We start from the raw sequence: 21,755 nt of genomic DNA, 5'->3' as shown, positions 1-21,755 counted from the left end.
GTTTCCGCTTGTCCAGAAAGCCGTACCGGAAGGTGTGCGCGCCCATGTCGGAGCGCGCACACCGGAACCTCATTCCTCCGAAGTTCCGTCTGCATCCTCTTCCGGGCTGCCGGCGAGGATCTGATCGGCGATCAGCCCGGAATTCTGGCGGATCGCTGATTCGATCCGGCCTGCAACCTCTGGATTCTGCTTGAGGAAGGTCTTGGCGTTCTCACGCCCCTGGCCCAGGCGCTGGCTGTCATAGGAAAACCAGGCACCGGATTTCTCGACGATCCCGGCCTTGACGCCGAGATCCAGGAGTTCGCCGGTCTTGGAGACGCCCTCGCCATACATGATGTCGAACTCGACCTGCTTGAAGGGCGGTGCAAGCTTGTTCTTCACCACCTTCACGCGGGTCTGGTTGCCCACCACCTCCTCGCGCTCCTTGATCATGCCGATGCGGCGGATGTCGAGGCGGATGGAAGCGTAGAATTTCAACGCGTTGCCGCCGGTCGTGGTCTCGGGCGAACCATACATCACGCCGATCTTCATGCGGATCTGGTTGATGAAGATCACCATGGTGTTGGACTTGGAGATGGACGCGGTGAGCTTGCGCAGCGCCTGGCTCATGAGCCGCGCCTGCATGCCCGGCTGGCTGTCGCCCATCTCGCCGTCCAGCTCGGCGCGCGGGGTCAGCGCCGCCACCGAATCCACCACCAGCACCTCCACAGCGCCGGAGCGCACCAGCGTGTCGGCGATCTCCAGAGCCTGCTCGCCCGCATCGGGTTGGGAGATGAGCAGTTCGTCGAGATTCACCCCGAGCTTGCGCGCATAGATGGGGTCGAGCGCATGCTCGGCGTCGATGAAGGCGCATACGCCGCCCTTCTTCTGCGCCTCGGCCACAGTATGGAGCGCAAGCGTCGTCTTGCCCGATGATTCCGGGCCGAAAATCTCCACCACGCGTCCGCGCGGCAGCCCGCCGATGCCGAGCGCGATGTCGAGCCCGAGGGAACCGGAGGGAACGGTATCAATCTCCATCACCTTGCCGCTCTTGCCGAGCCGCATGATCGAGCCTTTGCCGAAGTGCCGCTCGATCTGAGACAGCGCGGCGTCGAGTGCCTTCGTCTTATCCATTGAGGAACCTTCGACGAGTCTGAGGGTCGACTGAGTCATCGCTGCGCTCTCTTCCCAGTGCAAGGGCTAATCCGATGCGGATTTTCGTACCGCATTTGTTCTCTGTTCGCAATCTGTTCTTTTCGAAACACACGCAGAGATGGTGAAGAAACCCTTGCCGGAGACAGGCGCGGCGCCCGATACCGGACGCCACGCCCGGGGATCAGCCGACCCGCAGCGGCGCCAGGGCGCCGGCCCATTTGTGAAGCTCGCCCAGAAGCTCGCCCACGCTCTGCCGCTGGAGGTCGTTGGCGGCGAAGACGCCTTCCTTGAGCTGCTGCGCCACCATGGGCACCATCACGGCTTCCACCATGGGCATCATCTTCAGGGTGGTGACGATCTGCTTGGTCATCTGCACTGCGCGCAGGCCGCCGGAGACGCCGCCATAGCTGACGAAGCCGCAGGGCTTGTAGTTCCACTCGCCGTAGACGTAGTTCAGCGCGTTCACCAGCGCCGGCGTCGGGCCGTAATTGTATTCCGGCGTCACGAAGACGTAGGCGTCCGCCGCCTCCACGCTCGCGCTCCAGCGGCGGGTGTGCTCGTGGGTGTATTTGCGCATGCGCGGATGGTGCGGCTCGTCATAGACCGGCAGCTCGAAGTCCGCGAGGTCCACGAGATGGGCGTCGAACGCGCCATGCTCGCGGGCGGCTTCGTGGAACCAGGTCGCAACTGCAGGGCCGACGCGGCCGGGACGGGTGCTGGCAATGATGGTGTGAAGGCGGAGCGCCACGAAAATTCTCCAGGTTTGTCGCTTGAAAGAAGAGGCCGATTCGGCCCGCAGGCTAGACCATCTAGACCCGGGTGATGACGTGATTATTCAAGAAGGGTCGCTGGCGCTCAGCCCTGGCGGCGCAGGAAGCCGGTGATGGTCACGCACTCCCAGATATTGGCCGCGTGGAACGGGTCCGCCTTGTTGAAGCGCTCGACAGTGGCGCGGTCGGGCGCCTCCAGGAGGAACAGGCTGCCAATCATGGTGGCGCCGTCGTCCGCCACCAGCGGGCCGGACATCACGATGGTCACGCCATAGGGGCTGGTGTCGGAGAGAAAGGCCTTGTGCGCCTCGTAATGGGCCTTGCGCGCATCGAGCGCGCCTTCGCGGTCGATGCCGTGAATGACGAACAGCATGTCTCTCTCCTCAGGCGGATGGGCCGGCATCAGCCGGCCGGTCGATGAAAACGGGGGGAACGGTCATGCCCGGCTGGGGCCAGTTGGAGAAGATCTCCGCATAGCTGTGGGAGATGATCTCTATGACCGTGCCCCAGGGGTCCTCGCAATAGACAAGCTGCCAGGGCCGGCCCGGCACGAAGAAGGTGGGGGAATTGCGCAGCTTCCCGCCATTCTCCTCGATCCTTTGTGCCATGCCCGACACGTCGGGATGGGTGAAGCACAAGTGCCAGGGGCCGCGCCGCCAATAGGCCATGTTCTCCGCCTCCCGCTCGTCCACGGGCGGCTCGACGAACTGGAACAGCTCGATGCCGGTGCCGTTGGCGGTGAGGAGATGGGCCTGATAGGCGCGCTTGAAGCGCGGGCCGAAAATGGAGGGCGTCTCGTGGGTCGCGGCCGAGGCCGGCTCCAGGAGGCGCGGCCCCATGATGTGGGTGAAGCCCAGCACGCGGCTGTACCAGTCCACGGCGGCGAAAATGTCCGGCACGGTGATGCCGGCATGGTTGAAGGCGAGCGGGGCGAGCATGGCGCATGGCGGCCGGGCTTGAACCCGGCCGCCCCTTCTTTCAAAGATCAGTTGGTCTTGGTGGCCATGGCGGCCGCCTGGTCCCAGGTGGGGCAGGTGCGGGTTTCCACCGCGGCGTCGTAGGGCTGGTAATTGGTGTTGTCGACGACCGTGGGCTTCAGCACCACTTCGGTGACGATGGGCTGGCCGCGCAGCGAGCGGATGGCCACCATGGTGCCGATGCAGCCCTGGACGAAGCCGTTATAGTCGCCGGAGGCGAGCAGCTTGCCGGCCTTGATGGCGTCCACCGCTTCCTTGGTGCCGTTGATGCCGATGACCTGCGCCTTGCGGTTGGCGCCGTCGAGCGCCTCGATGGCACCGATGGCCATGGCGTCGTTGGCCGCCATCACGCCGTCGATCTGCGGGTGGGACTGCATCAGGTTCTCCATCACCTGGAGCGCCTGGAGCCGCTGGTAATTGGCCGGCTGGCTCGCCAGCAGCTTCACGTCCTTGAATTCCTTGATGGCATCGTTGAAGCCGCGCACGCGGTCGATGGAGGTGAGCGAGCCCTTCACGCCCTCGATGATGACAATGTTGCCCTTGCCGCCCAGCTTCTTCAGCATGTAGCGGCCGGTCTCAAGACCCAGGTTGTAGTCGTCGGCCCCCACGAAGGCGAGGAACTTGCCGCCGGCCGAGCGGTCGGTGACGTTCACCACAGGGATCTTCGCTTCGTTGATCTGCTCCACGCCCGGCACCATGGCTTTGTAGTCCACGGGGATGAAGACGATGGCGCTCGGCTTCTTCACGATCACGTCCTCGATCTGGCTGAGCTGCTCAGGGATCGAGTCGGGCTTGGTGGGGATGTAGTGGTTGACCTTGGCGTTCAGCGACTTCGCCGCATTGTCGGCGCCGACGCGGACCGCCTGGAAGTAAGGGTTGGTCTGGTTCTTGGTGAACACGGCGATGGTCTCGCCGTCGGCGAGCGCTGCCGTCGCGAGAAAGGCGGCGGGGATCGCCACCGCGAGGGACTTCAGGTTCAGCATGTGCGTTTCCTCCAGGCTTGTTGTTGTGGGATGCGGTTTCAGGTCCGCCGCCGGCCGATCATGTCGAGCCAGACGGCGAGGACGACGATCACGCCCGTCACCAAGGGCTGCCAGCTCGCATTCACTGCGAGCAGGTTCATGCCGTTGAGCACGAGCGTGAGGATCAGGGCGCCGACGAACGTGCCGAACACGGTTCCGACGCCACCGAACAGGGACGCGCCGCCGATGAGCACCGCCGCGATGGCCGGCAGGGTCATGGCCTCGCCGACATCGCCCTCGGCGGAGTTGAGGCGGGCGAGGAAGACGAGAGAGGCGACCCCGGCCATGGCGCCGGAGAAGGCGTAGACGAGGATCAGCCGCCGATCGACCGGGATGCCGCAGAGCCTTGCCGCCACGGGGTTCGCGCCGATGGCATAGATCTGCTGCCCCCACACGGTGCGCTGGGCGAAGAAGGTGCCGGCGGCGAGGAAGCCCAGCATCAGATAGACCGGGATCGGAATGCCGAGAAAATAGCCGGAGCCGATCTGCCGGAAGCCGGGCGGGAAGCCGTGAATGGTCTCCCCTGCCATGTAGTAATAGGTCACGCCGTGCAGCACCCAGAGCATGCCGTAGGTGGCGATGAAGGAGGGGATGCGCAGCTTCGCCACCATCAGCCCGTTGCAGATGCCCACCAGCGTGCCCACCCCTAGACCCACCAGCGTGCCGAGAGCCGGCGAGCCGGTGGCCTTGATGGCCGTGGCTGCAAGGCAGGCGGAGAGGCCGATATTGGCGCCAATGGAGAGATCGAGCCCGCCGGTGAGGATCACCAAGGTGAGGCCGGAGGCGAGGAAGAAGAGGAGGCTCGCCTGCCGCAGCACGTTGAGGATGTTGTTCATGCTGAGGAAGGAATCCGTCAGCACGCTCAGGAGCAGGCAGAGCAGCCCGGCGGCGAGGAGCCGGTAGACTATCTGCACCACATCCTTGGAGAGGTGGAAGCGGGCGCCGGGCGCCGCGATGTCGCTGGCAGTGCTCATGGCTTGCGGCTCCTCATGCCGTCGAGGAAGAGGGCGAAGATGACCAGGGCGCCGATGCAGGCCACCTGCGCCGAGGACGGCACCGCCATCAGGTTCAGCCCGTTGCGCAGGATGCCGACCGTGAGCACACCCAGCAGCGTGCCGAAGATCCAGCCATTTCCGCGCTCGAAGGAGGTGCCGCCCAGCGCCACGGCGGCGATGGCGTCGAACTCCATGCCGATGGCGGCGGTGGGGTGGCCGGCATTCATGCGCGCCGTCATCAGCAGCGCGGCGAAGCCCGCCATGGCGCCGCCCAGCATGTAGACGGCGATGAGCATGCGCTGCCACTTCACGCCGGCCAGCGTCAGCGCATCCCGGTTGCCGCCCAGCGCGCGGATATAGACGCCGAATTTGGTGTGGTAGAGCAGCACGTGGAACAGGGCGTAGAAGGCCGCGCCGATGAGGATGGGGTTGGGGATGCCAGCCGTCTCGCCGGAATAGACCAGCCGCACGAAGCGCGGGATGCCCACCACGCTCTGCCCGTCGCTGACGATAAGTGCGAGCCCCTGCGCCACGCCCAGCGTGCCGAGGGTCGCGACGAAAGGCGGGATGCGCAGGGCCGAGACCAGCCAGCCGTTCACGAAGCCGAAGGCGAGGCCCACCCCCACCGCGCTGGCAAGGCCCAGCACGAGGGACTGGGTGGACACCACCGTGAGCGCCAGGACGAGGGAGGCAAGGGTCAGCACCGCGCCCATGGAGAGGTCGAGCCCCTCCGTCATGATGATCAGCGTCATGGGCAGGGCCAGGAGCAGCAGGATCACCGACTGGACGAGGATGTTGGAGAGGTTGCCGGTGGAGAGGAAGTTCGGGCTGATGAGCGCGAACACCACCGCCAGCGCCACGAGGACGATGGCGACGCCGGGAACCGAGGGAAGGCGCAGGCGCGGACGCGCGGCGCTGAGGGCATGGTCACTCATCGTGCATCCCCATTCTGACGATGTTCTCTTCGGAGAGTTCGGAGCGGGAGAGTTCGCCCACGATGCGCCGCCCGCGCATCACATAGGCGCGGTCACAGACATGGACGATCTCGGCCTGCTCGGAGGAGATCATGAGCACGGCGGCCCCCTCCCCCACGAGTTGGTCGATGAGCGCGAAGATCTCGGATTTCGCGCCCACGTCGATGCCGCGGGTCGGCTCGTCGAAGATGAAGAGGCGGGCGCCGGCCGCGAGCCATTTGCCGATGACCACCTTCTGCTGGTTTCCGCCGGAGAGGAGGCCCACGCTCTGGTTCGGCGAGGGGGTGGCGATGCGCAGGCGCTTGATCAGTTCCTCGGCGGAGCGCCGCGCGCGGCCGGGGCTGAACAAGTGGTTCGGGAACAGCTTGGGCAGGCCGGCCACCGCGAGGTTGTCGCTCACCGTACGGATCAGCGCGAGCCCTTCCGTCTTGCGGCTTTCCGGGATAAGGGCGATGCCCTCCGCCGCCGAGAGGTCCGGGCCCCCGGTCTTGACGCGGCCGAACACGCGCACCTCGCCGGATGTCACCGCGTCCGCACCGAACACCGCGCGGGCGACCTCGGTGCGGCCTGAGCCCACGAGCCCGCACAGGCCGACAATCTCGCCCGCGCGGACCACGAGGTTGATGTCGGCGATGCCGTTGGTGGCCGAGAGATCCTTCAGCTCCAGCACCACCTCGCCGGGGGCGCGGAAGTTGCGGGGATAGCTCATATCCACATTGCGGCCGACCATCATGCGAACGAGCTGGTCGGGGCTGGTTTCGCCGGGAATGGCGCGACCCACATTCTTGCCGTCGCGCAGCACCGTGATGCGGTCGCCGAGCGCGAACACTTCCGCCATGCGGTGGGAGATGTAGACGATGGCCGTGCCCTTCGCCTGGAGCTGGCGCATCACCGCGAACAGGCGCTCGGTCTCGCGGTCGGAGAGCGCGGCGGTGGGCTCGTCCATGACGAGGATGGAGGCGTCCTGCGAGAGGGCCTTGGCGATCTCCACCATCTGCTGCTGGGCGACGCCCAAAGTGTGGACCTTGGTGCGCGGATCCACCTCGAGGCCGATGCGGTCCAGCACCTTCTGCGCCTCGGCATAAAGCCGGCGGCGGTCGAGGAGGCCGGGGACCCTGGACTTGAACTCGCGCCCCAGGAAGATGTTCTGGGCGATATCGAGATAGGGGACGAGGGAGAATTCCTGGAAGATCACCGCGATGCCGAGCTTCTTCGCGTCGGCCGGCGTGCGGATCTCCACCTTCTCGCCCTTGTGGAAGTATTCGCCCGCATCCGCCTGATAGGCGCCGCAGAGGCACTTCATGAGCGAGGACTTGCCGGCGCCGTTCTCGCCGAGGAGCATGTGCACCTCGCCGGGCCAGATGGCGAAGGAGACGTCGTCCAGCGCCTTCACGCCGGGAAACTGCTTGGAGATGCCCTTCAGCTCCAGGAGCGGGGTGCCGAGGTCGGGCTTCTCTTCCAACACCTCCGGCGCGGGCGGGCTCTTCACGGCGGCCCTCATGGGTGCCCTCCTTCCTGTCCCGGGACCTTGAAGATCTTGCCGGGATTCATGATGCCGAGCGGGTCGAGCGCGAGCTTCACGGCGCGCATGACGTCCACCGCCTCGCCCAGCTCCTTTTCGAGGAACGGGATCTTGCCGAAGCCGATGCCGTGCTCGCCCGTGCAGGTGCCCTCCAGGGACAGCGCGCGGTCCACGAGGCGTTCGTTGAACGCCTTGGCGCGGGGCAGCTCCGCAGGGTTTTCGGGGTCCATGAGGACGAGGAGGTGGAAATTGCCGTCGCCCACATGGCCCACCACGGGGCAGATGAGGCCGGTCTCCGCGATGTCCTTCGCCGTCTCCACCAGGCATTCCGCCAGGCGCGAAATGGGCACGCAGACATCGGTGATCATCGCCTTGGCGCCGGGGCGCAAGGCGAGGCCGGCATAGAGCGTGTTGTCGCGCGCCTGCCAGAGGCGGCTGCGCTCCTCCGGCGTCGAGGCCCATTCGAAGCCGAGGCCGCCGAAGTCGCCGGCCAGCGCCTGCGCGGTCTCCGCCTGCTCGGCCACAGAGGCTTTCGAGCCGTGGAACTCGAAAAAGAGGTGCGGCAGCTCGGGCAAACCGAGCTTGGCGTGCAGGTTCATGCCCCGCATCATCACGGCATCCAGCAATTCGATGCGCGCCACCGGCACGCCGGACTGAATGACGGAGATGGCCGTGTCCACAGCGGCTTTGAGGTCCGGGAAGGCGCACACGGCGGAGGAGATGGCCTCGGGCTGGGGATGCAGCTTCAAGGTCACTTCGGTGATGACGCCGAGGGTTCCTTCCGCGCCCACGAACAGGCGGGTGAGGTCATAGCCCGCCGCCGACTTGCGGGCGCGCTTCGCCGTGCGGATGACGCGGCCGTCCGCCAGCACCACTTCCAGCGAGAGGACATTGTCCTTCATGGTGCCGTAGCGCACCGCCATGGTGCCCGAGGCACGCGTCGAGGCCATGCCGCCGATGGAGGCGTCCGCGCCGGGATCGATGGGGAAGAACAGGCCGGTGTCACGCAGATGGGCGTTGAGCTGCTTGCGGGTGATGCCCGGCTGGACTCGCACGTCCATGTCCTCGCCATTCACCGCGAGCACCGTGTTCATGCGCCCCATGTCGAGGCAGACGCCGCCCTCGATGGACGCCGCATTGCCCTCCAGCGAGGTACCGGCGCCGAACGGGACGATGGGCATTTTGAGGTCGCGGCAGGCCGCGACGATGGCCCGGACCTCCTCCGTGCTCTCGGGGAACACCACCACGTCCGGCGGGCGCGCGGCGTGATACGCCTCGCTGCGGCCGTGGCCGTCCAGGATACCGGGGGCGCGGGTCGCCCGCTCGCCGACGATCTGCGTCAGGCAAGCCATGGCCTCCTCCGCGCGCACATGCGCCGTCATCTTTTCCTCCCTCCGCAACAGGCCCGTTTTCCGGGCTCTCCGCGTTTGCGGTCTTGCTGGTCCTCAGGCCGCCTGCGAGGCGGTCTTCGTGCTCGGCTTCAGGTGAAAGTCGTAATTGAGGTGGCAATAGTCCCGGTCCACCTGCCGGCCGTCCGCGGCCTGCCCGGCGGGCTGCACCTGGAAGTCGCGGATGAGCGAATCCTTCACCCCGAACACCGCGTCGGAATCCAGATACTGGTCGCCGGAGACGAAGACGTGGGTGACGAGGCCCTCATAGCCGGGCGCCTCGATCATGAAATGCACATGGGCCGGCCGCCAGGGATGGCGCCCCTGCGCCTCCAGCATCTTGCCCACCGGGCCGTCATGCGGAATGGGATAGGCGGCGGGCTTGATGCTCCAGAAATGGAACTTGCCCGCAGCATCCGTGCGGAAGCGCGCGCGGCCCGCAAGGCCCGCATCCTCCGCCGTGCTCTGCACGTCGTAATAGCCGTCATCGTCCGAATGCCAGACATCGACGATGGCGCCTTCCAGCGGCGCGCCGTCCGGCGCGCTCACCGAGCCCGTCACCAGCATGGGCTGGCCGACAAGACCGCCGGAAATGTCCGCGCCCGCCGCGAATTCCGGCGGCCCCTGCACATAGAAGGGGCCGAGCACCGTGCTCTCGGTGATCAGCCCGCCGGCTTCGTGATTGATGGCATCCACCAGCATGGAGACGCCCAGCGTGTCCGAGAGCAGGATGAATTCCTGCCGCGAGCCCGAGCACATGTGGCCGGTGGCGGTGAGGAAATCCACGCCCGCCGCCCATTCCTCCTGGGTCGGGCGCACCTCGCGCACGAAGGCGTGGAGGTGGCGGACGAGCGCCTCGCTGATCTCCTTGATCCTGGGATTGGGCGCATCGGAAATGCGCTCCAGGACAGCGTCGGTGATGGTGAACTGGTTGAAGTTCCGCATCCTGGCCTCCTACTTGCCGAGGTCCGGCTCGCCGAGCCCGGCCATCCATTCCGAGAGCCGCACGGTCGCGCTGAAATCCGCCTCGCCGTCCCCACGCCCGATCACGGCGCCGTAGAGCTGGCGCGTCATGCTGGCGAGCGGCATGGACATCTCGGCCGCCTGCCCGGCGCCGATGATGAGGTCGAGATCCTTCGCCATCTGGCGGCAGGAGAAGGAGGAATTGAAATCGCGCGTGGCCAGCGTCGCCGCCTTGTAATGGACCATGGGCGAGCCCACCGCGCTGTCCTTCAGCACGTCGAGAATGTCCTGCCAGCCGATGTTGCCCTTGCGGCCGAGCACGATGCTCTCGCCCATCATGGCGGCGGAGACCGCGATCATGAGGTTCACGGACAGCTTGGCGTAGCGTGCCTCCTCCGCCTCGCCGAGATATTTCTGGGCGCGGGTGTAGGAGGTGAAGACCGGCAGCAGCGTATCGAACGCCGCGCGCGGGCCGGAGACGAAGCAGGTGAGGTTGCCCGTATGGGCGATGGAGGCATTGCCGGAGACCGGGGCGCGGAGATAGGCGATGCCAAGGCCTTCCGCCGCCCGGCCCACCTCAGCTGAGATTTCCGGGCTGACCGTGGAGGTCTCCACCAGGGTGGCGCCGCGCCGCATGGCGGAAAGCAGTCCGCCCTCCGCCATCGCCACGGCGGCGAGCGCCTTGTCGTCGGGCAGCGAGGTGAAGACGATGTCGCTCCTGGCCGCCTCGGCCAGCGTCGCCACGGGCGAGACGCCCTTGCCGGCGGCGGTGGAGATGGCGCCCTGGTCGCGGTCATAGCCGGACAGGCTGAGCCCCTGCTCCACCATGCGCCCGGTGATGGGAAGGCCCATCTTGCCGAGGCCGACCCAGCTGATCGTTGGCGTCTCACCCATCTTCATCTCCCTACGCAGCCGATTGAAGGCCGAGCTCGGTCACGATGCGCGTGCCCGAGGCGGCCAGCTCGGCCAGCTTTGTGTCGAGGCCCTGGTAATCCAGGCGCCCTGCCCTCTTTCGGAACCGGCCCGCGATCATCACCGCTTCGATGTCGCCGCGCCCGGCCTGCATCACCACGGTGGCGACCGGGTCGTGCACCGGCTGGAGGTGCAGCGAGCGCGCGTCGACCAGCACGATGTCCGCCTGCTTGCCGGGGCTGAGCGAGCCGATGCGGTGCTCCTGGCGCAGCATGCGCGCGCCTTCCATGGTGATCCAGGAAAGAGCCTGACGGACACGCACCGTTGAAGTCGCCGGGATGGCGCCCGTCTCGGCGCGGCTCTTCGCATTGTCGAGGGCGCGCTGCATGCCGAGCGCGATGCGCGCCACCCCCATCATGTCGCCCGCCAGCACGGATTCGAGGTCCACGCCCACGGAGGGCGCCGCGCCCAAAGCCAGCAGGCGGCCGGTGACCGGGAAGCCGTGGCCCTGGCTCATCTCGTTCTCCGGCGTCGCGGAGAAGGTGGCGCCCCGCTCCACAAGCCGGGCGAACAGGTCGTCAGAAAGATCGTTGCCGTGGACGATGTTGATGGCAGGGCCCACCAGCCCCTCCTCCAGCAGCGTCTCCCAGCCGCCCGGCGTCTTCGCCGGTCCGCCGCCCTGGTGCATGGAGGCGACAAGCCCGAATTCCCGCGCGAGGCGGAAATCGGACAGCGCCACCGGCAGCGTCGAATAATGCGGCCCGAGAATGGCGAGGCCGAGGGTCATCAGCCCCTCGTCGCTCGCGAAGCGCCCGCGCCGCAGCCGCTCCACCTCGTGGCGAGGGTGCGGAACCTCGGAGAAATGGGGCTCGCCGGGCTTTGGATCCGGCTTGGGAGAGCCGTGGAAGAAGGCGGCGCGGATGCCGCTCTCGGCCAGGGCCTCCACCGCCGCGTCCGTGTGGTCCGGCGTTGGATTGTTGTGGCACCAGTCCACCAACGTCGTGGTGCCGGCATCGATCTGGCCGAGCGCCCCCACGAGGGTCGCGATGCCGATATCCTCGGGGCGGAAGCGGGTGGCGAGGCCCGCATGCACCCAGCGGAAATACTCCAGCAGCGTCCAGTCCGCCGCGAGCCCGCGCAGCCCGGTCTGCCACGTGTGCATATGGGCGTTGATGAGTCCGGGAATGGCGATGCGGCCCGCCGCATCCACCAGCTCGGCATCGGGCGCCTCGATGCGCGGGGCGATGGCGGCGATGCGCTCGCCCTCCACCAAGATATCGCCGCGCACGAGATCACCCACCTTGTCGTCCATGGAGACGATGGCGGCGCCGGAGATGAGGATGGGCCGGGCCATGGCTCAGGCCGCCCGTTGCGCGGTGGCGCCGGGCCGCTCGCCGGCATAGGCGCGGGCGATCAGGTCGCGGATGGCGTCGCGCGCGATGGGGCGCGGGTTCCAATAGGGCTTCTCGACGGCAATGTCCGCCGCCTTCTCGATGCCGTCCGCCGGCATGCCGATCTGCGAGAGCGCCTGGGGCACACCCAAGGCCCGCACCAGATCGAACAGGCCCCGCGCCGCATCCGGCGCCCCGAGCGCGCGGGTGATGGCCGCCATGGCCTCTGGCGCAGCGGCGGCGTTGTAGGCCACCGCATGGGGGAGCACGATAGTGTGGGTCTCCGCATGGGGCAGGTTGAAGGAGCCGCCGAGCGTGTGGCAGAGCTTGTGGTGCAGCGCCATGCCCACCGCACCGAGCACGCAGCCGCAGAGCCACGCCCCATAGAGCGCCTTGGTGCGCGCCTCCAGATTGTGGGGCTCATGGACGATGATGGGCAGCGCATCCGCCAGCGTGCGGATGCCGTCCTCGGCCATGAGCGAGATGACCGGGTTGCGGTCCTGCGCATAGAGCCCTTCCACCGCATGGGCGATGGCGTTGACGCCTGACGTGGCGGAGAGCGCCGGCGGCAGGGTCAGGGTGAGGTCCACGTCGTAGATGACGGAGTCGGGCAGAACCTCCAGCGACTTGATGGTGGTCTTCAGCCCGTCCTTGGTCTCGCCCAGGATGGGGGTCATCTCCGAGCCCGCATAGGTGGTGGGGATGCAGACCTGCTTCACGCCGGTGCGCAGCGCGAGCGCCTTGCCGAGCCCGGTGGTGGAGCCCCCGCCCAGCGCCACCACGCAATTGGCATCAGAGGATTTCAGCGCCTCCAGCGCCTTCTCCGTCACATCCGTGGGCGTGTGCATGGCGGCGCCGGGGAACACGCCGACAAAGGCATCGCCCAGCAGCGCGCCGATGCGCCGGCCTTCCGCCTCCTGCTGCGGCGTGGTGAGCACCAGCGCCCGGGTCGCGCCCAGATGCGCCACTTCGGCGGCGACTTGCGACACCATCCCCCGGCCGAACCGGACCCGGATGGGCAGCGCCTCATACGTGAATGTGTCCATCATCTCGTTCGTCCCCGTGACGGGTGCGGCCCAAAGGCCGCGCCGAGGAAAATCAGCCGCGCTCGCTTGCCTCGATGGCGTAGTCCACCTGGAACCGCGCGGTGCGCAGGTCACCCAGCTCCTGGCGCACCCGCAAATGCTCGGGATGGGTGGCATAGGCCTCGAGATGGGCGGCGTCGGCGAACTCGCTCACCAGCACCACGTCGCAGGCATAGTCCACATCGGAGACGTCCACGCCAACCTCGATATGGTTCAGCCCGTCGATGCGGCCCTTCAGCCCCTCGAACGCGGCCTTGACCTTGAGGCGTGCCGCAGCGCGCTCCTCGGCGGTTTCACCACGCAGGCGCCACATGACGATATGCCTGACGGGACCGGACATCCGGCGTTCCTCACCCAAATTGGTTCTTTGTTGGCGAAGAGTTTTGGCTTGCGGGACGCGGAAATAAACCCGTATTTTCGCAACGGTCTTTTCCAGCAGGCGGAAGAATGGATCGCCTCACCCAGATCGAGGTCTTCGTGAAGACCGCCGAGCTCGGCAGCCTGTCCCGCGCCGCCGAGGTGCTGGGCATGTCCAACGCCGCTGCGAGCCGGCATCTCACGGCGCTTGAGGAGCGCCTCTCCGCGCGCCTCATCGAGCGCAACACCCGCCGCCTCTGGCTGACCGAGGCGGGGCAGGAATTCCTCCAGCGCAGCAGCGCGGTACTGAACGAGCTGACCGACGCCGAAGAGGCCATCAACGAGCGCACCCTCTCGCCGAAGGGCCTGCTGCGGGTAACCTCGTCGCTCTCCTTCGCGCTGATCTATCTCGCGCCCATGCTGCCGGAATTCCGCGCCCTCTATCCCAAGCTCAACGTCCATATCGCGGCGGCGAACCGTTATCCCGACTTCATCGAGGCGGGCATCGATGTGGCCATCCGCACGCGCCTGCACGAGCCGGATACCAACATCATCGTGCGGCGGCTCGGCCGCATGCGCCGGGTGCTTGCCGCCTCCCCCGCCTATCTCGAGCGCTACGGCATGCCGAAGGAGCCGGCCGACCTCACGCGCCACGACATGCTGGTCTACAATCTCGCCGCAGACCCCTATTCCCTGCGCCTCACCAAGGGCGACATCGAGCGCACCGTGCGCATTTCCGGCGCGCTGGACAGCAATGACGGGCAAATCATCCGGGAAGCCGCGCTCCACGGGCTCGGCATCCTCATCCAGCCGCTCTACATCGTGCAGGGGGATATTGAGGCGGGAACCCTGGTGCCCGTGCTGCTGGACTGGGAACTTCCCATGCTCACCATGAACATCGCCTACCAGAACCGGGTGCAGCTCCCGGCCAAGATCCGCGTGTTCACGGACTTCCTGGTGAACTACGTGCGCAAGAACTCCTCCAGCCAGATCTGGGCGGGTTAGAGGGGTAGCAGGTCCGCGGAGAACCCATCTTCCCACGGTCGTCATGCCCGGACTTGATCCGGGCATCCACGGGGTTCCGCCAGAGAAGTGCTGCGAGGTCTGCGCCATCGGCCCGGCGTGGATGCCCGGATCAAGTCCGGGCATGACGGCTCTTCTTTACTCATGCCCCATCATCCATCCCCCGGCTCAAGACTTTCCCGTTTTCCTTCAATGCGTTCCCCCTTAAAGTGCGGCCTCGGATTCGGGCCGTGGGGGATATGCCGATGATGAGCTTGCCGTTCTTTGGAATTTTCATCGCGCTCGCTTTGGTCCTGGCGGGCCAGCGTGTGGCGTCCATCGTCCTGTTCGCGGCGTCCCTTGCCGCGCTGCTCGTGCTGTTCAAGCTGCACGCCACCGACTCTCTCAATCTCGTTCTGTGAGAGGGCGCGCCATGTCCATCGAACTCTCCCGCACCCTAAACGCCCTCGGGCTCCTCGCCATCTCGGCGGTGCTCGGCGTCGCCTTCTTCGACCAGCTCGTCTATGGCGATCTGCCCTGCCCGCTCTGCCTCCTGCAGCGGGCGGGCTTCGTCGTCGCCGGCTTCGGCCTTGCGCTCAACATCAAGTTCGGCCCGCGGCCGAGCCACTATGCCATGATGATGCTGGGTGCCATTGTCGGCGGCCTCGTTGCGGGGCGGCAGACGCTGCTGCACATCGTTCCCGGCACGGGGACCTATGGCGATGCCTTCTTCGGCATGCACTTCTATGCCTGGGCCACCATCGTCTTCTTCTTCATCGTGCTGGGCGCCGCCGTCATGCTGCTGTTCGACCGGCAGTTCGCGGCGCGCGACGTGCCGCTCTCGCCCCTCTCCATGCTGGCTTTGGCGAGCCTCGTCATCGCCACCCTCATGGCGCTGGGCAACGGCGTCTCCACGGTGCTGGAATGCGCGGGCGGCCTCTGCCCTGATAATCCCACCTCCTACATGCTGCTGCAGGACGGGGCTCTGAAAAACCTGCTCGGCCAATAGCTTGAAGATCCATCAGCATCGCTGATGGATCTGCTGCGAAAGTTTGTCTTTCCCCGACGGCCTGCGGCGGCTAAACCGCAGGCACGTCAGGAATGTCCATGTCTTCTTCCCCGCTCGCCCGCATCGGCCGGCGCCTGTACGACGCCCCCTATCTCCTCTTGAGCCTCACCGCCCTTTTCTGGTCCAGCAACATCGTGCTCGGCCGGTATGTGGCGGGGCATATCCCGCCGGTGACGCTGGCCTGCGTGCGCTGGTCGGTGGCCACGCTGATCATCCTGCCGTTCGCCTGGCGGCAGTTGCGGGCGGACTGGCGCATCATCCTGCACAACATCCCGTTCCTGGTGGTGCTCGGGGCGGCCGGCATCGGCTGCTACAACGCCATGAGCTATTACGGCCTGCAATATACGCAGGCCCTGAACGGGCTCCTGGTCCAGTCCATCTCGCCGCTGCTGATCGCGCTGTGGAGCCTCGTTCTGTTCCGCGACCGGCTCTCGCGCGGCCAAACCATCGGCATCCTGATCTCGCTTCTGGGCGTCACCGTCATCATCAGCCGGGGCGATCTCGACGTGCTGCTGCACCTGAAGCCCAATGCGGGCGACATGTGGATCCTCGCCGCCCTCGTCATCTATTCCTTCTATGCCGCCATCCTGCGCATCCGCCCGCCGCTGAGCGCCTTGTCCTTCCTGGCGGTGATCATGGGCTTCGGCGCGCTGCTGCTGATCCCCGCGGCCATCTGGGAGGCGCAGAGCGGCCTGACCCTGACGTTCAATGCGGAGACCATCGCGGTGCTGCTCTATGTGAGCATCTTCCCCGCGCTCATCGCCTATCTGTTCTTCAACCGGGGCGTGGAGCTGGTGGGCGCGAACCGGGCGGCGCCGTTCTTCCATCTCATGCCGGTGTTCGGCTCCGCGCTCGCCATCGTGTTCCTGGGCGAGGCGTTCGAGTGGTTCCACGGGCTCGGCTATGCCCTCGTCATCGCCGGCATCATCACCGCCACCCGCGCCAAAGGCGGCGCGCGCACAGACCCCGCGCCGGAAATGTAAAAGGCCGCCAGGAGCACCAGCGGCCTTTTTTGTCCTGGACAAGTGAGAGCGCAGCTCGAACGCAGATCCGGGACCCAGCGCAAGACTCCGGCGAAGCCGTCAACCCGCGACCTGCGCCCCCGCGCCATCGCCGCGTGGCGGCAATGGCGGGTTGAAGCGCCTGCGGCGGACTCTCACGCTGGGTCCCGGATCTGCGCTCCGGCTACGCCGTCGCTTGTCCAGGACAAAGTGCGCCTGTCCGCCGCTTGCTCTTATGTAGCTCAGAAGCCCAGCGGCTTTGCCTGCTTCACGTGGGGCAGCGCCTCGACCTTGGCCAGCACCTCGGCCGGCAACGGGCCGTCCACTTCCACCAGCGCGATGGCATCGCCGCCCTGCCGGTCGCGGCCGAGGGCGAAAGTGGCGATGTTGACGCCCGCATCGCCGAGCAGGCTCGCGAAGCGGCCGATGAAGCCCGGCTTGTCCTCGTTGGTCACGTAGATCATGGACGGGGCGAACTCGGCGTCCACCTTGATGCCCTTGATGTTGACGATGCGCGGCAGGCCGTCCGCGAACACCGTGCCGGAGACCGAGCGCTCATACTGGTCCGTCACCACGGTGAGCGTGATCAGGCTGTCGAAATCGCCCTCGGCGGCGCGGGTGGTCTCTTCCACCACGATGCCGCGCTCCTTCGCGACGCTCGGCGCGGAGACCACGTTGATGTCGGCGAGAGCCGGGCGCAGCAGGCCCGCCACCGCCGCGCTGGTCAGCGCCTTCACCTTCAGGTCCGCCACCGCGCCCTCATAGGTGATGCGGATGGTCTTGATGTCGGTGTCGGTGAGCTGGCCGGCGAACGAGCCGAGCTTCTCGGCCAGTTCGATGAAGGGCTTCAGCTTGGGCGCTTCCTCGGCCGTGATGGAGGGGAAGTTCACCGCGTTGGAGATGGCGCCCGAGAGCAGGTAATCGCTCATCTGCTCGGCCACCTGGAGCGCCACATTCTCCTGCGCCTCTGTGGTCGCCGCGCCGAGATGGGGGGTGCAGACCACGTTCGGGTGGCCGAACAGCGGGTTGGTCTCCGCCGGCTCCTCGGTGAACACGTCGAAGGCCGCGCCGGCCACATGGCCGGAATCCAGCGCGGCGCGCAGGGCCACCTCGTCCACCAGGCCGCCGCGGGCGCAGTTGATAATGCGCACGCCTTTCTTGGCCTTGGCGATGTTCTCCGCCGAGAGGACGTTCTTGGTCTTCTCGGTGAGCGGGGTGTGCAGCGTGATCACGTCGGCGCGGGCGAGCAGGTCGTCCAGCTCCACTTTCTCGACGCCGAGGTCGACGGCGCGCTCGGGCGAGAGGAAGGGATCATAGGCGATCACCTTCATCTTCAGGCCCACACCACGCTCGGCGACGATGGAGCCGATATTGCCGCAGCCGATGATGCCCAGCGTCTTGGCGGTGAGCTCCACGCCCATGAAGCGGTTCTTCTCCCACTTGCCGGCCTGGGTGGAGGCGTCGGCCTGGGGGATCTGGCGGGCCAGCGCGAACATCATGGCGATGGCGTGCTCGGCGGTGGTGATGGAATTGCCGAACGGCGTGTTCATCACGATCACGCCCTTTGCGGTGGCGGCCGGGATGTCCACATTGTCGACGCCGATGCCGGCGCGGCCGATCACCTTCAGGTTTGCGGCCTTCTCCAGGATCTTCGGGGAGACCTTGGTGGCCGAGCGGATGGCGAGGCCGTCATAATTGCCGATGATCTCGGCGAGCTTGTCCTTGTCCTTGCCAAGGGCCGGCTGGAAATCCACCTCGATGCCGCGATCCTTGAAGATCTGGACGGCGGCCGGGGACAGGGCGTCGGAAATGAGAACGCGGGGGGCCATGGTGTGGGCTCCGGGATGAGGGTTTGCGAGTTCGGCCGCGCGCATGCAGCAGGCCGGTCATTCAAGCCCTCTCCCGCTTGCGGGGGAGGGTTGGGAGGGGGCCGGCCGCAGGCCGGATGACGTCAGGAAATTGGAAGGGTAGCGTCTGCCCCCTCCCCGGCCCTCCCCCGCAAGCGGGAGAGGGAGAGGGAGCTATTGCGCCCTTAGAAAACCCTCACGCCGCCTGGGACAGCGAGCCCTTGGCGACGCCATAGGCCCAGTCGAGCCAGTGGGTCAGCGCTTCCACGTCGGAACGCTCGACGGTGGCGCCGCACCAGATGCGCAGGCCGGGAGGGGCGTCGCGATAGGCGCCGATGTCGTAGGCGATGCCGCCCTTCTCCAGCCCGCCGGCAATGGCCTTGGCGAAGGCCGCCTGGGCCTCGGCGGGAAGCGCGGTGACCTCCGGGTCCACCACCTTCAGGCACACGCTGGTGTTGGAGCGGGTGACCGGGTCCTTGGCAAGGAAGTCCACCCACGGGGTGCGGTGCACCCACTGCGCGATGGCTTCGAAATTGCGGTCCGAGCGCGCCTGGAGGCCGAAAAGACCGCCCACCGCCTGCGCCCAGCGGAGCGCGTCGATATAGTCTTCCACGCAGAGCATGGAGGGGGTGTTGATGGTCTCGCCCTCGAAGATGCCTTCGATCAGCTTGCCACCCTTGGTGAGGCGGAAGATCTTCGGCAGCGGCCAGGCGGGCTTGTAGGTCTCAAGCCGCTCCACGGCGCGGGGCGAGAGGATGAGCATGCCGTGCGCCGCCTCACCGCCCAGCACCTTCTGCCAGGAGAAGGTGACCACATCGAGCTTGGCGAAGTCGAGACGCTGGGCGAAGGCCGCCGAGGTGGCGTCGCAGATGGTGAGGCCCTGGCGGTCGGCGGGGATCCACTCCGCGTCCGGCACCATCACGCCGGACGTGGTGCCGTTCCAGGTGAAGACCACGTCATGGGTGAAGTCGACGGCTTTCAGGTCCGGCAGCTCGCCATAGGGGGCGTTGAGCACGCGGGCGTCGGCCAGCTTGAGCTGCTTGACGACATCCGTCACCCAGCCTTCGCCGAAGCTTTCCCAGGTGAGCATGTCCACCGGGCGCGCGCCCAGCATGGACCACAGCACCATCTCCACCGCGCCCGTGTCGGACGCGGGCACGATGCCGATGCGATAATCCGCCGGCACGTTCAGCACGTCGCGGGTGAGGTCGATGGCTTCCTTCAGCTTCGCCTTGCCGATCTTGGCGCGATGCGAGCGGCCGAGCGGCGCATCGCGGAGCGCATCCAGCGTCCAGCCGGGACGCTTGGCACAGGGGCCGGAGGAAAAATTGGGGTTTTCCGGACGGGTGGCCGGAGCATCATTCGTCGTCATGTAGTCCATCCTCGCAGATGGGCGCTCCTCGTTGGGGAGGAGTGTCCCGCCGCGGGAGATAGGCCCGCCTCAGGTCCGGCGCAAGGAAAATATCAGTGAACAGGCGGCGCCGCGTTACCGGCGGTTCAGCAGGCCCGCCACCTCGCCGCCGAGCCGTTCGGCAAAGCCGGACACTTCTCCGGCAACCGAGCTCACGCCCCCGGCCGCATCGCGGATCTGGGCGGACGCCTGGGAGACGCCGGTGATGCTCTCGCTCACCTCGCGGCTGGTGGCGGACTGCTCGTCCATGCCGGCGGAGAGGGCGACGAACACCTCGCTGAGCTGGCCGATATTGCCGGTGATCTCGGACACGGCGTCGGCCGCCGCCCCGCTCGCTTCCTGAACCGCGCCCACCTGGAGGCGGATGTCCTGGGTCGCCTTGGCGGTCTGGAGCGCCAGCGCCTTCACCTCCTGGGCGACCACTGCGAACCCCTTGCCCAGCTCCCCCACCCGCGCCGCCTCGATGGTAGCGTTGAGGGCCAGGAGATTGGTCTGCGAGGCGATCTTCTCGATCAGCGTGGTGACGGTGCTGATATGCTCCACGCTCTCGTCCAGGCTGCGCACCAGCTTGTCCGTGGCGCCCGCCTTGTCCGAGGTCTCCCGCGACATGTTGCTGGCGCGGCGGATCTGGTTGGAGAGTTCGTCGAAGGACGCCGACATCTCCACCGCGGCGGTGGACACCGCCGAAGCCATCTGCTCGGAGCGCTCCGTCAGGCTCAGCAGGCGCTGGCTGGACGCCTCGGCCGTCTCTGAGGTGCGCTTCATGGCGTCCACCACCTCGGTGACGCCATTCGCGATGGCCACGGTCTCGGTGACGAGGGACCATGTGATCATAGGGCCGGCATAGCTGCCATCGGCATTCATGATGGCGGAGGCGCGCAGGTCCATGGTCTCCGGCCCGATGCGGAAGCGCGCCGAATGCGGCAGCTTCTTCGGATCGGCAAGGATGGCCCGCACATGGGTGGGCTGCTTGTGGAAGATGTCGATGGAGGACCCGACGAGCTGGTCGATCTTGATGGGCAGGTAGCGCTCGATGCGGCGCAGGGTGGCGAGGCTCGCCTTGTTGGCATAGTCGATGCGGAAATCGCCCAGCGTGCAGGTCATCACGTTGATGGGCATCTCATCCACCATCTGGAGGAGACGCTGGGTGTGGGCGTCCGTCGCGGCGCCCTTCGTCTTCACATTCCAGGTGAGTTGTGCGTAGCGGGGCCGGCCCTGCGGATCGCGAACCGCGTCGATGTGAAATTCCAGCACCTCGCCGCGGAGAGCGACCACCGCCTTGTGGGGCAGCTTCGGGGAATTGGCGAGGAGGCTCTTCTTCGGGTCCGGACCGTCATGGAAGATGCTGATGGGCGCGCCCACCACCTCTTCCGGCTTCACCGGCAAGGCATGGGCGATGGACTGCAGCAATTCCAACGACTTGGCGTTGACGTACGAGATCACGAAGCTGCGCGGGTCGCACAGCATGACGCCGACCGGCAGGTGGTCCAGGAGCTTCGTGTCGATGGCGGACGGAGCGGTGGTCTTGCGCAACACTTGAACCGAGCCGAATGCCATCTCAGGACCTCCATCTGCGCACGCGCGTGCGAACGTCCGACTTAATCGGACGCGAGGGTCTCTGGTGCCGGAGCGAGCTTGCGCGAGCCTTGACCTGCCGCAAACCCACGGACGGCAGGCGCCCGCTTGGGAGAAATGTCACCTAAGCCATGCTGGCCGGCGGCGCTCATGGGGCGCCCCTTGCGCCCAGCGACAGAGGAATCCGCTGACGTTGGAAGGGCGCCATGTCAGGCGAGCCTCCGCATCTCGCATTGGCCTGCCGCCGGTTTTGTGGACACCAGGTTAAGCTAATTTAGCTCGCTCCTCGAACTCGATCGGGCTCAGATAGCCTAGCGTCGAGTGCCTGCGTCGGCGATTGTAGAAGCGCTCGATGTAGTC

The 21,755-nt window shown here is 66.8% G+C and carries 22 protein-coding genes; 4 read left to right on the top strand and 18 right to left on the bottom strand.

Going from position 1 to position 21,755, the window contains the following annotated elements; all coding sequences use genetic code 11:
* Positions 1–69: 69 nt before the first annotated feature.
* The 14 genes from recA to ABLE91_RS23400 all read right to left on the bottom strand — a co-directional run bounded on the left by recA (position 70) and on the right by ABLE91_RS23400 (position 13,473).
* Positions 70–1,152, bottom strand: coding sequence for a recombinase RecA (gene recA, locus ABLE91_RS23465; RefSeq protein WP_348934820.1), 1,083 nt, complete (start codon positions 1,150–1,152; stop codon positions 70–72).
* Between the two features lie 163 nt (positions 1,153–1,315).
* A complete protein-coding gene (locus tag ABLE91_RS23460; protein WP_348934818.1) occupies positions 1,316–1,882 on the bottom strand; it encodes an NADPH-dependent FMN reductase in 567 nt (188 codons plus the stop codon).
* Between the two features lie 107 nt (positions 1,883–1,989).
* Complete coding sequence (locus ABLE91_RS23455) at positions 1,990–2,277, bottom strand: YciI family protein (protein ID WP_348934817.1); 288 nt, start codon at positions 2,275–2,277, stop codon at positions 1,990–1,992.
* A gap of 10 nt (positions 2,278–2,287) precedes the next feature.
* Positions 2,288–2,842, bottom strand: a complete 555-nt coding sequence (locus ABLE91_RS23450) for a VOC family protein (RefSeq protein WP_348934815.1) — start codon at positions 2,840–2,842, stop codon at positions 2,288–2,290.
* A gap of 47 nt (positions 2,843–2,889) precedes the next feature.
* Complete coding sequence (locus ABLE91_RS23445; RefSeq protein ID WP_348934814.1) at positions 2,890–3,864, bottom strand: sugar ABC transporter substrate-binding protein; 975 nt, start codon at positions 3,862–3,864, stop codon at positions 2,890–2,892.
* A gap of 38 nt (positions 3,865–3,902) precedes the next feature.
* Positions 3,903–4,877: an ABC transporter permease gene (locus ABLE91_RS23440; protein ID WP_348934812.1), complete on the bottom strand. Its 975-nt coding sequence runs from the start codon at positions 4,875–4,877 to the stop codon at positions 3,903–3,905.
* On the bottom strand, positions 4,874–5,833 hold the full coding sequence (locus ABLE91_RS23435) for an ABC transporter permease (RefSeq protein ID WP_348934811.1): 960 nt from the start codon (positions 5,831–5,833) through the stop codon (positions 4,874–4,876). Before ABLE91_RS23435 ends, ABLE91_RS23440 begins: the two co-directional genes overlap by 4 nt.
* Positions 5,826–7,373, bottom strand: a complete 1,548-nt coding sequence (locus ABLE91_RS23430; RefSeq protein WP_348934809.1) for a sugar ABC transporter ATP-binding protein — start codon at positions 7,371–7,373, stop codon at positions 5,826–5,828. Before ABLE91_RS23430 ends, ABLE91_RS23435 begins: the two co-directional genes overlap by 8 nt.
* Positions 7,370–8,776 (bottom strand): FAD-linked oxidase C-terminal domain-containing protein, encoded by a 1,407-nt coding sequence (locus ABLE91_RS23425; RefSeq protein WP_348934808.1) that lies wholly within the window; start codon positions 8,774–8,776, stop codon positions 7,370–7,372. Before ABLE91_RS23425 ends, ABLE91_RS23430 begins: the two co-directional genes overlap by 4 nt.
* Positions 8,777–8,839: 63 nt before the next feature.
* Complete coding sequence (locus ABLE91_RS23420) at positions 8,840–9,727, bottom strand: intradiol ring-cleavage dioxygenase (RefSeq protein ID WP_348934807.1); 888 nt, start codon at positions 9,725–9,727, stop codon at positions 8,840–8,842.
* Between the two features lie 9 nt (positions 9,728–9,736).
* Positions 9,737–10,639 (bottom strand): NAD(P)-dependent oxidoreductase, encoded by a 903-nt coding sequence (locus tag ABLE91_RS23415; protein WP_348934806.1) that lies wholly within the window; start codon positions 10,637–10,639, stop codon positions 9,737–9,739.
* A gap of 10 nt (positions 10,640–10,649) precedes the next feature.
* Entirely contained in the window at positions 10,650–12,011 is a 1,362-nt protein-coding gene (locus ABLE91_RS23410; RefSeq protein WP_348934804.1) for an amidohydrolase family protein, read from the bottom strand.
* Between the two features lie 3 nt (positions 12,012–12,014).
* Positions 12,015–13,097 carry a maleylacetate reductase gene (locus ABLE91_RS23405; protein WP_348934803.1) on the bottom strand — a complete coding sequence of 361 codons (1,083 nt, stop codon included), beginning with the start codon at positions 13,095–13,097 and terminating at the stop codon, positions 12,015–12,017.
* A 49-nt stretch (positions 13,098–13,146) separates the two neighbouring features.
* Positions 13,147–13,473 (bottom strand): Dabb family protein, encoded by a 327-nt coding sequence (locus tag ABLE91_RS23400; protein ID WP_348934801.1) that lies wholly within the window; start codon positions 13,471–13,473, stop codon positions 13,147–13,149.
* 107 nt (positions 13,474–13,580) lie between these two features.
* Here ABLE91_RS23400 and ABLE91_RS23395 point away from each other — a divergent pair, with 107 nt between their 5' ends.
* The 4 genes from ABLE91_RS23395 to ABLE91_RS23380 all read left to right on the top strand — a co-directional run bounded on the left by ABLE91_RS23395 (position 13,581) and on the right by ABLE91_RS23380 (position 16,544).
* Positions 13,581–14,495 (top strand): LysR family transcriptional regulator, encoded by a 915-nt coding sequence (locus tag ABLE91_RS23395; protein ID WP_348934799.1) that lies wholly within the window; start codon positions 13,581–13,583, stop codon positions 14,493–14,495.
* A 266-nt stretch (positions 14,496–14,761) separates the two neighbouring features.
* On the top strand, positions 14,762–14,914 hold the full coding sequence (locus ABLE91_RS23390; RefSeq protein WP_348934798.1) for a DUF5993 family protein: 153 nt from the start codon (positions 14,762–14,764) through the stop codon (positions 14,912–14,914).
* Between the two features lie 11 nt (positions 14,915–14,925).
* Positions 14,926–15,501 (top strand): disulfide bond formation protein B, encoded by a 576-nt coding sequence (locus ABLE91_RS23385; protein ID WP_348934797.1) that lies wholly within the window; start codon positions 14,926–14,928, stop codon positions 15,499–15,501.
* Between the two features lie 98 nt (positions 15,502–15,599).
* The gene (locus tag ABLE91_RS23380) at positions 15,600–16,544 is read left to right on the top strand and encodes a DMT family transporter (RefSeq protein WP_348934795.1); all 945 of its coding nucleotides are present in this window, start codon (positions 15,600–15,602) and stop codon (positions 16,542–16,544) included.
* A 260-nt stretch (positions 16,545–16,804) separates the two neighbouring features.
* Here the strand turns inward: ABLE91_RS23380 and serA are convergent, their stop codons facing one another.
* From serA to ABLE91_RS23360, 4 genes are all read right to left on the bottom strand, one after another.
* Positions 16,805–18,391, bottom strand: coding sequence for a phosphoglycerate dehydrogenase (serA, locus tag ABLE91_RS23375; protein WP_348934793.1), 1,587 nt, complete (start codon positions 18,389–18,391; stop codon positions 16,805–16,807).
* Between the two features lie 214 nt (positions 18,392–18,605).
* Positions 18,606–19,781, bottom strand: coding sequence for a phosphoserine transaminase (locus ABLE91_RS23370; protein ID WP_348934791.1), 1,176 nt, complete (start codon positions 19,779–19,781; stop codon positions 18,606–18,608).
* Positions 19,782–19,895: 114 nt separating this feature from the next.
* A complete protein-coding gene (locus tag ABLE91_RS23365) occupies positions 19,896–21,377 on the bottom strand; it encodes a methyl-accepting chemotaxis protein (protein WP_348934789.1) in 1,482 nt (493 codons plus the stop codon).
* A gap of 282 nt (positions 21,378–21,659) precedes the next feature.
* A partial coding sequence (locus ABLE91_RS23360) for an IS3 family transposase (RefSeq protein ID WP_348930610.1) occupies positions 21,660–21,755 on the bottom strand: 96 nt, incomplete at its 5' end.

The sequence above is a fragment of the Aquabacter albus genome, from assembly GCF_040049275.1.
Lineage (GTDB): Bacteria > Pseudomonadota > Alphaproteobacteria > Rhizobiales > Xanthobacteraceae > Aquabacter.
Note: the sequence above shows the minus strand (reverse complement) of the source record. Positions and strands in the feature narration are given on the sequence as shown.

Coding starts and splice junctions, on each gene's coding strand:
- recA (WP_348934820.1), bottom strand. CDS start 1,152: ATGACTCAGTCGACCCTCAGACTCGTCGAAGGTTCCTCAATGGATAAG.
- ABLE91_RS23455 (WP_348934817.1), bottom strand. CDS start 2,277: ATGCTGTTCGTCATTCACGGCATCGACCGCGAAGGCGCGCTCGATGCG.
- ABLE91_RS23450 (WP_348934815.1), bottom strand. CDS start 2,842: ATGCTCGCCCCGCTCGCCTTCAACCATGCCGGCATCACCGTGCCGGAC.
- ABLE91_RS23445 (WP_348934814.1), bottom strand. CDS start 3,864: ATGCTGAACCTGAAGTCCCTCGCGGTGGCGATCCCCGCCGCCTTTCTC.
- ABLE91_RS23440 (WP_348934812.1), bottom strand. CDS start 4,877: ATGAGCACTGCCAGCGACATCGCGGCGCCCGGCGCCCGCTTCCACCTC.
- ABLE91_RS23435 (WP_348934811.1), bottom strand. CDS start 5,833: ATGAGTGACCATGCCCTCAGCGCCGCGCGTCCGCGCCTGCGCCTTCCC.
- ABLE91_RS23430 (WP_348934809.1), bottom strand. CDS start 7,373: ATGAGGGCCGCCGTGAAGAGCCCGCCCGCGCCGGAGGTGTTGGAAGAG.
- ABLE91_RS23425 (WP_348934808.1), bottom strand. CDS start 8,776: ATGACGGCGCATGTGCGCGCGGAGGAGGCCATGGCTTGCCTGACGCAG.
- ABLE91_RS23420 (WP_348934807.1), bottom strand. CDS start 9,727: ATGCGGAACTTCAACCAGTTCACCATCACCGACGCTGTCCTGGAGCGC.
- ABLE91_RS23415 (WP_348934806.1), bottom strand. CDS start 10,639: ATGGGTGAGACGCCAACGATCAGCTGGGTCGGCCTCGGCAAGATGGGC.
- ABLE91_RS23410 (WP_348934804.1), bottom strand. CDS start 12,011: ATGGCCCGGCCCATCCTCATCTCCGGCGCCGCCATCGTCTCCATGGAC.
- ABLE91_RS23405 (WP_348934803.1), bottom strand. CDS start 13,097: ATGATGGACACATTCACGTATGAGGCGCTGCCCATCCGGGTCCGGTTC.
- ABLE91_RS23400 (WP_348934801.1), bottom strand. CDS start 13,473: ATGTCCGGTCCCGTCAGGCATATCGTCATGTGGCGCCTGCGTGGTGAA.
- ABLE91_RS23395 (WP_348934799.1), top strand. CDS start 13,581: ATGGATCGCCTCACCCAGATCGAGGTCTTCGTGAAGACCGCCGAGCTC.
- ABLE91_RS23390 (WP_348934798.1), top strand. CDS start 14,762: ATGAGCTTGCCGTTCTTTGGAATTTTCATCGCGCTCGCTTTGGTCCTG.
- ABLE91_RS23385 (WP_348934797.1), top strand. CDS start 14,926: ATGTCCATCGAACTCTCCCGCACCCTAAACGCCCTCGGGCTCCTCGCC.
- ABLE91_RS23380 (WP_348934795.1), top strand. CDS start 15,600: ATGTCTTCTTCCCCGCTCGCCCGCATCGGCCGGCGCCTGTACGACGCC.
- serA (WP_348934793.1), bottom strand. CDS start 18,391: ATGGCCCCCCGCGTTCTCATTTCCGACGCCCTGTCCCCGGCCGCCGTC.
- ABLE91_RS23370 (WP_348934791.1), bottom strand. CDS start 19,781: ATGACGACGAATGATGCTCCGGCCACCCGTCCGGAAAACCCCAATTTT.
- ABLE91_RS23365 (WP_348934789.1), bottom strand. CDS start 21,377: ATGGCATTCGGCTCGGTTCAAGTGTTGCGCAAGACCACCGCTCCGTCC.